Raw genomic sequence first — 12,353 nt, forward strand, 5'->3', positions numbered from 1 at the left:
TCCCCGTTTAGACGGTGTTGACAATTAGTTGAGGTTTGTAGACAGGAAGTGGTTTATAAAAGACTATCCCCATCCACTTTTTCTTCTCCCTTCTTCCTTCTTCCTTCTTCCTTCTTCCTTCTTCCTTCTTCCTTCTTCCTTCTTCAAGACTTAATTACTCATTTTCAGGTGAGGGAGAAACTTCTACTTCTTGCTCATTTTTTGGTGAAGAAATAGACTCTCCATCCTGTTGACCTTCTTCTGTAGTAACTGGTTGTTCTACTTCTTCTTTTTCAGAACTTGCAGGAGACTCAACTGCTTCTTTTTCTTCTATAGTATTAGACAATTTTACATCATTAAATAGAGGTCGATTAAAAGCACCTATCTTAAAACCTTCCACCTCTGAACTACTAACATAACTCCACATCCAACCAGGACTATAAAGTGGCATCATCACTGCATTTTCCAACAAATATTTCTGAACTTCTATGACTTTTTCTTCTCGTTCTTCTAACTTATTTGTAGTTCGCATTTCTGTTAGTAATGTATCCAGTTCATCACTGTGATAACCTCCCATCCAACCAGGAGAATGCCACAATGTATAAAGAAAATCTGGGTCATACCAAGACCACCCCATCATATCAATAACACCATCACCTTCTGTTTGACTATTTTCCTGTTGTATTCTGGCATTAAGAGTGCCAATATCCATTGTTTCTAACTTAGTTTTAATTCCTACTTCTTCTAGTTGAGTTTGAAAATTTTCTATTACTTTTTGACGGTTTCCTCCTTTCCAAGTTAAAAGAGTTATTTCTAATGGTTGATCCTCACTATAACCAAGTTCCTCTAATAAAGTTTTTGCTTCTTCTGGGTCTGGTTTAATACTAAACTCGGAGCAAAGTTTTTCATCACTAGGAAACATCACATCTGCGATCGCGCATTCGGAAGGTTTGACTAAACCTGCAAATACTTCCTCAGTTGCTTTTTCGGGGTCTATTGCATAAGTTACTGCTTGTCTTGCTTTTTCATCGTCAAAGGGAGGTCGGGAAGTAACGAACTCTAAAAATACTATTTGACCAGTATTCTCAGCAGTATGAAGCTTGAATTTTGAGTCTTCCTCGAAAGCAGAAATTTCTTCTAATGGGGGTTCAGTTAAATGAATTTCTCCAGACTCCAGTGCTGCTAAACTCGCTTCCCTTTCTGGCATAGTTTTAATTATCAATTTTTTGATGTAGGGAGTACCAGAATTTTCTACTGGTCGCCCATAATTTTTGTAGTCTGGGTTAGCCTCTAGTACAAGTTGTTCCCCTTGAGTCCACTCAGTAAATTTGAATGGACCTGTACCTATTGCTCCTTCTATGCCAAATTTGTTGTTATAGGTTTGAATGGCAGAAGGACATATCATGCTGGAGTAAGGATCGGCGAGAAAGCGAAGAAAGGGGCTAAAAGCTTCAGACATTTTGACTGTAACTGTGAGGTCGTCCACAACTTCAACAGTTTCTATTGGTCCCCAACTTTCTTTAGTGTAGTTTTCTGTCTCAGGGTCGATCGCTCTGTCAATGGTAAATTTGACCGCTTTAGCACCAAAAGTTGTGCCGTCATGGCATTTTATATTTTCGTTGAGTTTAAAGGTATATTCTTGGCCATTATTGCTGACAGACCATTCTTTGGCTAGGTTTGCCTGGATTTTACCTTGGTGATCGAAGGCCAAAAGTGTGTCGTAGATTTGATCGATTATTTCTCTAGATAATGGTGATGTTGATTTGTGGGGGTCGAGGGTGTCGGAGTCACTGTAGCGTCCCCAAACGAGGGTACCTGGTTCCGGGATGGTTGGTGTTTCTGAGTTTCTAGTGGTTTGGGTGTTGTTGCAAGCGATCGCTAAGGTGGCAATTATTGATGCTACTGCTATGAAACGCCAAATCTTTTGATGAGTTAGTTTCTTGAAAAAATTGTCTAGGGAAAACATCATTAAAATATTAATTTTTTTTAACTTCGCGAGCAAAATTGATAATCACATCACAAAATGTGCTCTATATTTTTCGATGTAGGGGCGAATGGCATTTGCGTTCCGCAAAGCTCCGCTTTATATGTCGCGGAGCGTTAACGGAGTTATGCGACAGCAAAACGCCCCCTACTGATAGCGTATTGTCTAAGAATTTGCGTAAGTCCTGTAAATTTTGAGATTTAACTACAATGGGTTAAGTTTTGTTAAAATATAAAATGTAAACTTCATTAATAATATTAGGTAAAACTTTGTTAGACGAACAGGCGAAGAAAACAATATTGCGTAAGATTCCTCACGGATTATACATCTGTGGTGTTAAAGATGGTGAGGAAGTTAATGGTTTTACGGCCAGTTGGGTAATGCAAGCATCTTTTAAGCCTCCCCTAATTGTTAATTGTGTAAACAAAGATTCTAAATCCCATGCCATGATTAAGGCTAGTGGGGTATTTTCTCTGAGCTTTTTAGCAGCAGAACAAAAAGATTTAGCTCAACAATTTTTCAAACCTCAACGTCGTGTGGGAAATAAATTTGAGGATATAGAATTTTATCTGGGAGAAACTGGATGTCCAATTATTTCAGATACTCTTGGTTATGTGGAATGTAAAGTTGTTGGTGCTGTGGAAGAAGGCGACCATACTGTATATGTAGGAGAAGTAATTGCTGCAGGTGTACATCGTGAGGGAGACCCTCTATTGTTAGAAAGTACAGGTTGGAATTATGGTGGTTAATTGTTATATGTAGCAATTAGCTTTTTTGTGTTTACTTATCTTAAAACTACTGCTGGGGAGCATAAGGCCAGAAACTTAGTTGAATTAGTTCATCAACTTCTGGTGGCTCTTCTGTTTGAGGACGAGGTAACCTTGGAGACCTCCAATGAATTGATTGAACTTGCAAATTTAATTGAAGAAGAATGTGGTGTTTCTGTCATACAAGAGAAAGAAGAGTTTCAGCAGGGAGTAAAAAGTAGGCGGACAACTGCTATAGTTATAGCTTTAACTACTCTTCAAACAATTATTGGTGCAGCTCAATATTGGAAGTCTGAAAACCCAAAATATATTTTTCATATTTATTCAGATACAAATGTACTATTATGCACTCTCGACAATACAAGTCGAGAAGAAGCAGAGAGAGTTACTTCCATAATTGGTTCATGTCCACCAGATGTTACTGAAAATATTGAAATTAGAATATTAGAAAAATAATACTAATGGTTAATGAGTCTGATTATCCGAAAAGAATAGCTTTTATAGTAGCACCCGTAACAGGTGAAGAACTAGAGGGTGGAAAAAGAGATGTTAGTGAAGTTTTTGGTATTCTAACAGATCCATCTCTAGGCAGGTGTCATCCTAAACAGTCTATAATAATTCCCAATTGCCTTAGTAAAGAACAGCAATAGAAATTGGTTGCCTAATTACTTCTGATACCCCTGGTTATATCGAATGTAAAATTATTGGTATTCTAAAGGAAGGCGATCGCATTTAATACTTATAGTTAACTATTAATCAAATCATGCCATTAATTAAAGTTCAAACTTCTGTTTCTAAACCAGAAAAAGATAAAATTGACAGCCTCTTAAAAAACCTTTCCTCTGGTATGGCGAAGCATTTTGGTAAACCAGAATCTTATGTAATGACTACTTTTGAATCAGATATTCCCATGACTTTTGCTGGTAGTAGTGATGAACCTGTCTGCTATATGGAAATTAAGAGTATTGGTAATATGAACCCTCAGCAAACAAAAGGGATAAGTCAAGATTTTTGTCAACAAATTAATCAGGTTTTAGGCGTACCAAAAAATCGAATTTATATAGAATTTTCTGACGCTAAAGGTTCGATGTGGGGCTGGAATAGTTCCACATTTGGTTGAATTTTCCTAAGCATTTCCTACGGACTGCTGCGCAAACAGCTGTCAGCTATCAGCCATCAGCTATTAACTTAATTGCTCTTGAAAAAGGAATCAGATTTTGTTACTAGAAAAGTGGGAGCATCTTGCTCCCGTGCCAGGCACTTCTTCCTTCTTCCTTCTGAGATGAAACTCCGCCTAGATTAATCAACAAGGCGGAGTAATTAATTAAAGAAATAATACTTATATTGAATAATTCCTATAGCAAAGAATGGGTTGTTTAAGACTTATGCTGATAATAAACTTTAGAGGTTGTCTGATAAGTTCCATGTGCTACATCCAAGCCCCCGCGCATCCCCCAATTTTGGGTGACTTTTAGAAGCAAATTAACTCGTGTTCCCCCCAAAGTTGGGTGGCTAGGGGGGCAAAATATTAACTCGTGTTCCCCCCAAAGTTGGCTTGCTCGGGGGGCAAAATTCAGTATCAAAAAACTTTTCAGATATCCTCTTAGAGAAGTAAATATTTTTTCCACTTTTCTCTATCCCCTATTCCCTGCTATAAAGGAATTTATAGAAATACTTTAACCTACTTTTAACATAGAAGTATTCAACAAATCACACTCTGAATCTTTTAAATTCCAATCTAAACCATCAAAAGCAATTTTCTCAATTAAACTAGCTAACCGCAATGCCTTAAGAGCTTGTTCCCCTCCAACTGAAGGTTGATTTCCTCCACCCACACAATGAATAAAATGCTCTAACTCTGCATGAAGAGGTTCAATATTGCTAGTATAAACCTTTTCAATTAAACCATCCTGACGATAAAGAACCTGACCATAATCAGTCACATAATCTGCTGTTGTTTGACGGTGAATCAGAATTTCATTGTTTAGAAAATCTGCCTCTGTCAAAGAATTTTTACAGTGAGCAACAATAGAACGTAATTTTTTATGTGTCACCTTACTAGCAGTTAAAGTCGCCACAATACCATTGGCAAAACCAAGAGTAGCTGTTACATAATCTAAATTTCCAGAACTAGAAACACTACTTCCACTAGCAGTTAATTTCACAACTGGAGAAGCAACTAAATCTAGTAACAAGTCAATATCATGGATCATTAAGTCCAAAACTACAGACACATCATTAGCTCGATGAGAATAAGGACTCATCCGATGAGCTTCTAAGGCCAATAAATCTTCAGTTTTGAGGACTTTACTAAGTTCTTGAAAAGCAGGATTAAACCTTTCTATGTGACCCACTTGTAAAATTCGATTAGCTTCAGCAGCAGTATTTACCAAAAATTCGGCCTCGGCAATACTACCAGCAATAGGTTTTTCCATTAAGACATGGACTCCTGCTTCTAAGCAAGTCATTCCTACAGCGTAATGCTGAAGAGTTGGAACTGCTACACATACAGCATCAACATGAGGTAAAAGGTCTTTATAATCCTCAAAAAAACGAACTTGATATTTACTAGCAGTGTCGAGTCCTCTTTCAACATTAATATCTGCTACACCAACTAATTCTGTATCTTTGAGCAAATTTAGGACGCGGGTATGATGCTGTCCCATATTACCAACCCCAATAACTCCTACACGAAGAGATTCTGGTTGACCATGTTTAGTAAAAACGGATGAATATACTTTAGACATTCTATTTAGCACTCCTAGATTCTCCTCCACCACACCTAATTAGAGTAAGGTATTGACACTCGCCCGTTAAATCCGAGATTATAACGGGTAATTCTTGTTTTGCTAACGCGAAACTGCGCTAACCGCGATTCTTAACTAGGCAACAAATCAAAACAAGTTGAGTTGCACCCCCGTTACTACCATCTCCACAAGCTTTCTTGCTCCGTCTGCTGAGGAAACCTCAGTGCAGGCGGTGTGCTTTTCTTTAACCGTGTGCCCCATGGCCATTAATCCTCTTTTTCTAATTAGGGCTTGCTGATTAAATCTAAAAGCATTGACATATAAAGACAAGTGCCTTTTTGGGGCCTTTAAAAAGTGCCTGGTTTTCAGCTCTTCAAGCTCAAAAAGGAGTGTATTTTAGGCTCATAGTTGGGCAGAAAAATCCCAAATTGACAATTGTTACCGAATAATTAAGGTAAAAATCCTCTCCTTGGCTGCGCCACGAGCTGTCGCTCTACAAGGAGAAACAAGAAAAATTTTTCATTAATTAGGCAATCAATTCCGTTTTCAAGGAGAGGTAATTATTAATTATTAATTGTTGAATCCTACCTCCTCGCTCATTCCCCGTTTCTCCTGCTCCTGCCTCCTGTCTCCTGTCTCCTACCCCTACTAAAAGACTTTTGAGCGCAAACCCTAATTACTTTTGCAGCAGCTAAATCACGATTTATATAGGTTTTGTTGTTCAGTCTTTGCAAATTTATCTTATATGGCAGTGGAAGGAAAGGTCATTTCAGTTATCATTTTTTGAGTTACGAGTCTGGAGTGTAGTAGAGGCAATACAGGAAAAGCTTGAAAAATACTTCCTCTCAGCTCCTTTGTTCCTGAAAATCTAAAATTTAATATTTCATCAGTATAACTATCACTATACCTATAAATTATACTCAAATCTAAAGAAAATATTACGATTTTCCGAATTTACTAAAACTCTATGAAATAATTAACATCAATAAAAATTAAATTGAGGCCAGCAAATATAAAGGCCTTAAATATAAAATTCTGAAAACGCCAATCTCTTGTTTATTAAGGGTTTGGTGTTTTCTAATTTTGAGGTAATTTCTAAGAGTCGAAGCAATCAAAAATTAATTCAATATTTTTCGATGACAACAATAGTAATTAAAATAGGCACTTCCAGTCTGACTCGTTCTGAATCTGGAAATTTGGCCTTATCCACAATTGCTAGCTTGATCGAGACTATTACCAATCTACGTTCTCAGGGACATCGAGTAGTTTTGGTTTCTTCTGGAGCAGTTGGTGTAGGTTGCGATCGCCTAGGACTAACTGAAAAACCTCGTAATATTGCCATGAAGCAAGCAGTAGCAGCAGTGGGTCAAGGAAGACTAATGCGAGTTTACGAAGACTTGTTTACATCTTTACGACAAACAATGGCCCAAATATTACTTACTAGGAGCGAGCTTTCACGACGTAGTAGCTATGTCAATGCTTACAATACATTTCAACAATTGTTACGAATGGATGTAGTCCCAATTGTGAATGAAAATGACACTACTGCTGTGGAAGAACTGAAATTTGGGGACAACGATACTCTATCAGCTTTAGTTGCTGGTCTAGTAGAAGCTGATTGGTTATTTATATTAACCGACGTTGACAAGTTATATTCTGCCGACCCTAGAAATAATCCAGATGCTTTACCTATTACCTTAGTAGAACGAATGGAACAACTCGAAGAATTTCAAGTTGAAACTGGAGATTCTGTTAGTGGACGGGGAACAGGTGGAATGATTACGAAAATTGAAGCTGCCAAAATTGCCACAGCAGCAGGAGTGCGAACCGTTATTACTGATGGCCAAATTCCGGAGAATATACAAAAAATCCTGAATGGAGAATCTATTGGGACTCAGTTTGAACCTCAACCACAACCAGTAAATGCCCGCAAACATTGGATTGCCAATATTTTAGTACCTGCGGGCAAGCTGTATCTGGACATGGGTGCAGTTAAAGCAATTTCTGAATCTGGTAAATCTCTACTAGCTGCTGGTATTACTCAAGTAGAAGGAGAGTTTTATCCATCGGATGCTGTAAAACTATGCAATGAAGAAGGTGGGGAAATAGCTAGAGGACTTGTGAACTACAGCAATACTGAGTTGCAACAAATTCTGGGTTGTCGTTCAGAAGATATACCTGATATTTTGGGCTATACAGGATCTGACACAGTAGTACATAGGGATAACCTTGTAGTTAAATGTTAATAGCCTTTGACTGGAAGTCAGTCCTCAGGAGGACTGAGTCCGTAGAATTTTTTGGCTTTGCTCATCGGAGCTGACTACTAACTGGAAGCCTTATGGACTATAGAACCCATTTGATAGTTATATAATTATGGTAGTCAAGTCTTTTCGTACATCAATTTTGAGGAAAAATCATCTGAAGGAGTTTTGAATTTTTTGTATGATTTCTCCCCACATCTTCCCTCTTCCCTCTTACCGAATAATTAAGGTAAAAATCCTCTCCTTTAAAGGAGAAAAAAGAAAAAATTTTCCTTTGAGTCAATCCTATGGGTTTTCAATAATAATTAATAATTAATAATTAATTATTAATTATTAATTATTAAACTCCTTCTTCAAATCATTGTTTCTGGTGGAGCAAGGTCGGAACCAACAACTACACTACCTTTAGTAGATTTTAATCCTGGTGTTTGAATAGTTTCTAAATGTTTATCTGAGTGAGCAACTGAATCAGGAGTTTCTAATTTATCTGGAGCAAGATTTGCTCCTGGACTTGGTTGTTGAGACATCCAATTTAGTCCACCTACTGCACCGGCCATTAAAGCTGTATAACCTATATATAGATGAATGGGACCTATACCTAATCCAATGTCCTTATTGGAGTTAGACCAAGATGGCATTAAGCCTTGAAGTGGATCGGACATAGGTAAAGCTTCTGCTAAAGCTACTCCATCAAATCCTAAAGCGTTACCAATACGAAAGATGAATCCTCGAAGATATATATCTTCTGGTAGTTCGTCTGTTTGGCCTTTTTCTATGGCTTCTAGATAATGAAGGGGTACGAAGGTTTGTTTATGAATTTGTTTCATAGATAAACAACGCATTTTTCGTGCTTTTTGTAGTTTTTCCCCTAGTTGCTGTAGGTATGTATTTTTTTCTTGAACTAATAAGGCTGCTTTTTCTGCTTTTGTGAGTTTTTTTCGCCGTTTTCGTCGATTATTTTGTGGTTGTAACTCTTCTAAGGAGTTTTGGTTATTTTCTGGGATATGAGTTTCCATATTGTTGGAATCTATGGATACTAAGGCTGATTCAGTAGTAATTTCTGATTCTACGGTAGTATTTAGGTTAGTACTCATGTGTGTTTGAGGTTGATTTTGATGGTTTTGGATTAACTTTTCCTGATTCATTTGTTGGTAATTCATACTTTCTTTATGCTCATTCATATTGTGAGAATTAGAGTTAATTGGAGCTGCTGAAGATGCTTTTTTTTCTGGTATTAATGTTCTAGTCAAGTTTTTTAGGCTGAGTTTTATTGTTTCTAGTCCTAACACTTTGATTTGAGCTTCGGTTTGAGCTACTGCTTCTTCTAGAGAAGTTTTTATGTCAGTCAACATTACACTATAAACTTGGCGAGTATAAGTTTCAGCTTCAATATTACTCAGTAGCGATCGCCAATTATCTTGACCAATTTCTATAGGAATATGCCCAGAAAAACTATAGCCAGATGTAGGTTTTAATTCCATAGTTAGGGTTTTAGTTTTATTTATACTTAATAGGAGTAATCTAAGTAATTTATTCTGGAATTTAGTGTTGATTCCGGATATAAGAAGTGCGAAGATTTAAGAGGCTGTTTGTAAACAAAAGATTAAGTATGGTTTGTGAGAGCACACTTACCATTACTCCAGAAATGGTAAGTTTGACTGTTACACGCCGCCTGCTGTGGGATAGTGCATTGCGTACTAACGCACCCTACTGGACTGTTTCATCTAAAATGTTGCAATAGAAAATGGGGGATGGGGTGATGGGGGGATGGGGTGACGAAAAAAGCTAATGCACTATTTTAGGTGAAACAATCCACTACGGGAAGCTCCGAAGATAGAACTCCGTTCCGCTGTCGCGTTTCGCGTCAGCGTTGCGTTACGCCAGTTTTGCGAAGCAAAAGCAAACGACCGCTGTCTTGGTCTCATGGATATGGCGAGGTCCCCTCGCCATCCCTCAACCGCTTTTTTTCCCCTTAAAAGGGGAGGCTTCAAGGCGCGAATTATTTAATTATTAATAATTAATTATTAATAATTCGGTAAGAGAATGTAATGACGGGGTGATGGGGTGATTATCAAAAAGGCTAATGCACTATTTTAAGTGAAACAGTCCACTATACGATCTAAATATTTATTTGACAAAAACTCTCTAATTTTTGTTTTTTGTACAAGTTTCCGAATATTTAAGTTTCTTCTTTTTCTGGCAAATTTTTCTAACGAGTAACCTTTGTCTTATCTATTGCGAAATAGTTTTTTGAATATTTAATCTAGTCATTAATGTTATAGATATATTATATCAAATCCGGTAGCATCGGTATAAAATCTTTTGAAGTAGGAGTCAGTTCTCAGTCCTCAGTCCTCAGGAGGGAAAAAAATTATCAAGATTTGCTAATGGTGAAGATAGAGAATGTTTTTATACCAAATTAAACGGATTTGATATTAATTGACTACAAATTAATAATTCAATTAAAGTACAATCGAAAGTGCAATTCTATCAAACCATAACTGAATAGATAAAATTTTTTTCTCAGATAATTCTTGAAGATAGTTTGAAAATACAATTTTAATGACTACTTGTAAACCCGATCAAGTAAAAATAGTCCTACGACAATTCCGATAAAATGAGCCACAATTATATGAGTATTACCCAATACTATAAAAATATCTACTGTAAATTCTCCTAGTTCTGTAGGGTTAAACATAAAAGAGCCACTAACGAATGATTTTCCTAATAAAATACCTCCAATTGCTTCTGCTCCTAATAAACTTAGGGTCATCCCAACCAAGCTAGTAATTAAAGTCCTTTTTACTTGTTGAATTGTATCTGCCCTGCTTGGCCTTAAAGAAGGTGTAGGCGATTGTAATTTTTTTGCCAAACGAGTGTAACGGAATGCAAGGTAAATACTAAATCCCAACACCAAAAGCCCACAAACCGCAAAAAATAGGCCGCCTCCTGTACCTCCTTGATTTTTTTGACCAGGTAAGGTGACAACAGCAAATAAAAAAATGAAGCCTGAAATTACCCCCAATACAAGTTGTACCCAAAAGCAAGTCCATCCGCCGAACCGGAGTGCATTAGCTACTTGTTTAACTGCAGTTGGTAGGTCTGATAAGTTTGACATATTTGTGATTATGTATTGTCAATACTTTGATATACTCACGACGTTGCGTTTGAGAGAAAACGCTATGGGTGGTTTTTGTTTCTCGCCCAGGACATGACCAGATTAATCTTGTCTGATCTAAAGGCGCGCTCCTAAAGACAAGCCAACAGGTTATTGGAGTGCCCCCAATGAGAGACTGGCGCTGACAATATATAGACCAGTGGCCTAAGTATATTTAAGACTGTAGCATTTATGCCGACATTTGAGCAATATGAAAAATGTGGACTGATATTCCCATAAGATTCTGAATTAAGGATTACAGGGGGACTTTCTGGGGATATTGGATCGAATTTTGACAATGTGCTTGACTCTAGGTCAACTCCTTTTAAAATATATTTAAGAATTGTAAATAAACAACTCTATTTGTAAACGTTATTAAATTTGAGACCTATTGATTATGACACAACCACAACCGACTACGAAACCTAATCTGAATGAACCAAAATTCGGTTTTAACCAATATTCAGAACGTCTGAATGGTAGAGCAGCTATGATTGGCTTTGTATTAACTCTGGCAATTGAATACTTGACTGGAGAAGGTTTACTATCTTGGTTAGGTCTCAATTAAAGTTTTAGTTATACCGAGATTATATAGAGGGCTACTGCCAACTATATATAATGGACAGAGATTAAACCCATACAAAAGTCTATCTATATATAATAAGAATATAGTAGAAGTATATTGTTGGTAAGCCTAATCTTGTCAAGAACTTACCAACAATTTCTATCTAGCTTGCAAGTATACTATATTAATCTCAACTATTCCTAGACTGGGAATTAGTTTTCTGTAGCAATTAATCCACTTTCGACCTTGACAATATCAATACAATATCAATATATGAAGTTTACTTTGGGGAAAATACTAAATTATTATAATTTTGTATTAATTAATTGCTAAATATTGAAGATGTAAGAAAAATCAAAACTAATTTACTGATTTAAAGTTTAATATGGCAGTATAGTTAGTTATTAATATCTATATATATGAATATTAAGGGAATTAATTGGACGATCCACTAAATCCCTTAAATCTAAGAAACTTACGAGTAGATTTAAACTTTATCAAAATCAAATTATGCTTATGATCAACGCTTTATGGCCAAAGTTATTGAAGTCTGCTTATCGAAAAGAGCCTTTAGCCAGTTTTGTTGTGACCGTAGGATCGGTTGATGCTGTCATTGGTGGTTTAGGGGCAAGTTGGTCTCTGTTTTTCCTGGGGATGGGTACAGTAGGAGTAGCTATCATATTACGTTTCTGGTTGTTACAGCGTTCTCATCTCGATCGCTCTACTCCTGTTCCAGAATATTATCTACCGCCTAATTCTTCTCGTCCACAACTGCCAATTCTAAATAAAAAGAAAAGGCATCTTCCTTAAATTACATGATCGGCAGTAATTCCTCATCTCCGACAATTACTCAAGCTTTTAATCTTAGTGGCTTTTTTGATTAAAATTAAGCA

The 12,353-nt window shown here is 36.8% G+C and carries 11 protein-coding genes; 7 read left to right on the forward strand and 4 right to left on the reverse strand.

The window, feature by feature from the left end:
• Window positions 1–154: 154 nt before the first annotated feature.
• A complete protein-coding gene (locus F6K15_RS05640) occupies window positions 155–1,948 on the reverse strand; it encodes an ABC transporter substrate-binding protein (protein ID WP_293058128.1) in 1,794 nt (597 codons plus the stop codon).
• A gap of 284 nt (window positions 1,949–2,232) precedes the next feature.
• Here F6K15_RS05640 and F6K15_RS05645 point away from each other — a divergent pair, with 284 nt between their 5' ends.
• The 4 genes from F6K15_RS05645 to F6K15_RS05660 all read left to right on the forward strand — a co-directional run bounded on the left by F6K15_RS05645 (window position 2,233) and on the right by F6K15_RS05660 (window position 3,850).
• Complete coding sequence (locus F6K15_RS05645; protein ID WP_293058131.1) at window positions 2,233–2,712, forward strand: flavin reductase family protein; 480 nt, start codon at window positions 2,233–2,235, stop codon at window positions 2,710–2,712.
• Between the two features lie 27 nt (window positions 2,713–2,739).
• Window positions 2,740–3,186 carry a hypothetical protein gene (locus F6K15_RS05650; protein ID WP_293058134.1) on the forward strand — a complete coding sequence of 149 codons (447 nt, stop codon included), beginning with the start codon at window positions 2,740–2,742 and terminating at the stop codon, window positions 3,184–3,186.
• A gap of 5 nt (window positions 3,187–3,191) precedes the next feature.
• A complete protein-coding gene (locus F6K15_RS05655; RefSeq protein WP_293058136.1) occupies window positions 3,192–3,380 on the forward strand; it encodes a hypothetical protein in 189 nt (62 codons plus the stop codon).
• A 113-nt stretch (window positions 3,381–3,493) separates the two neighbouring features.
• A complete protein-coding gene (locus F6K15_RS05660; protein ID WP_293058138.1) occupies window positions 3,494–3,850 on the forward strand; it encodes a phenylpyruvate tautomerase MIF-related protein in 357 nt (118 codons plus the stop codon).
• 556 nt (window positions 3,851–4,406) lie between these two features.
• Here F6K15_RS05660 and F6K15_RS05665 read toward each other — a convergent pair.
• Complete coding sequence (locus F6K15_RS05665) at window positions 4,407–5,477, reverse strand: Gfo/Idh/MocA family protein (protein ID WP_293058140.1); 1,071 nt, start codon at window positions 5,475–5,477, stop codon at window positions 4,407–4,409.
• Between the two features lie 1,136 nt (window positions 5,478–6,613).
• Here F6K15_RS05665 and proB point away from each other — a divergent pair.
• Entirely contained in the window at window positions 6,614–7,723 is a 1,110-nt protein-coding gene (gene proB, locus F6K15_RS05670) for a glutamate 5-kinase (RefSeq protein ID WP_293058142.1), read from the forward strand.
• A gap of 368 nt (window positions 7,724–8,091) precedes the next feature.
• On the opposite strand, the gene F6K15_RS05675 is transcribed toward proB, so the two are convergent.
• Entirely contained in the window at window positions 8,092–9,219 is a 1,128-nt protein-coding gene (locus tag F6K15_RS05675; RefSeq protein ID WP_293058145.1) for a helix-turn-helix transcriptional regulator, read from the reverse strand.
• A gap of 1,085 nt (window positions 9,220–10,304) precedes the next feature.
• The gene (locus F6K15_RS05680) at window positions 10,305–10,856 is read right to left on the reverse strand and encodes a DUF3611 family protein (RefSeq protein ID WP_293058147.1); all 552 of its coding nucleotides are present in this window, start codon (window positions 10,854–10,856) and stop codon (window positions 10,305–10,307) included.
• Between the two features lie 436 nt (window positions 10,857–11,292).
• On the opposite strand from F6K15_RS05680, the gene F6K15_RS05685 reads away from it, so the two are divergent.
• Both F6K15_RS05685 and F6K15_RS05690 read left to right on the forward strand, forming a co-directional pair.
• On the forward strand, window positions 11,293–11,463 hold the full coding sequence (locus F6K15_RS05685; RefSeq protein ID WP_293058149.1) for a hypothetical protein: 171 nt from the start codon (window positions 11,293–11,295) through the stop codon (window positions 11,461–11,463).
• Between the two features lie 516 nt (window positions 11,464–11,979).
• On the forward strand, window positions 11,980–12,270 hold the full coding sequence (locus F6K15_RS05690) for a hypothetical protein (RefSeq protein ID WP_293058234.1): 291 nt from the start codon (window positions 11,980–11,982) through the stop codon (window positions 12,268–12,270).
• Window positions 12,271–12,353: the final 83 nt, after the last annotated feature.

Source organism: Okeania sp. SIO2B3, from assembly GCF_010672525.1.
In the GTDB taxonomy this organism is placed as follows: Bacteria; Cyanobacteriota; Cyanobacteriia; order Cyanobacteriales; family Microcoleaceae; genus Okeania.

Coding starts and splice junctions, on each gene's coding strand:
- F6K15_RS05675 (WP_293058145.1), bottom strand. CDS start 9,219: ATGGAATTAAAACCTACATCTGGCTATAGTTTTTCTGGGCATATTCCT.
- F6K15_RS05680 (WP_293058147.1), bottom strand. CDS start 10,856: ATGTCAAACTTATCAGACCTACCAACTGCAGTTAAACAAGTAGCTAAT.
- proB (WP_293058142.1), top strand. CDS start 6,614: ATGACAACAATAGTAATTAAAATAGGCACTTCCAGTCTGACTCGTTCT.
- F6K15_RS05655 (WP_293058136.1), top strand. CDS start 3,192: ATGGTTAATGAGTCTGATTATCCGAAAAGAATAGCTTTTATAGTAGCA.
- F6K15_RS05685 (WP_293058149.1), top strand. CDS start 11,293: ATGACACAACCACAACCGACTACGAAACCTAATCTGAATGAACCAAAA.
- F6K15_RS05660 (WP_293058138.1), top strand. CDS start 3,494: ATGCCATTAATTAAAGTTCAAACTTCTGTTTCTAAACCAGAAAAAGAT.
- F6K15_RS05640 (WP_293058128.1), bottom strand. CDS start 1,948: ATGATGTTTTCCCTAGACAATTTTTTCAAGAAACTAACTCATCAAAAG.
- F6K15_RS05665 (WP_293058140.1), bottom strand. CDS start 5,477: ATGTCTAAAGTATATTCATCCGTTTTTACTAAACATGGTCAACCAGAA.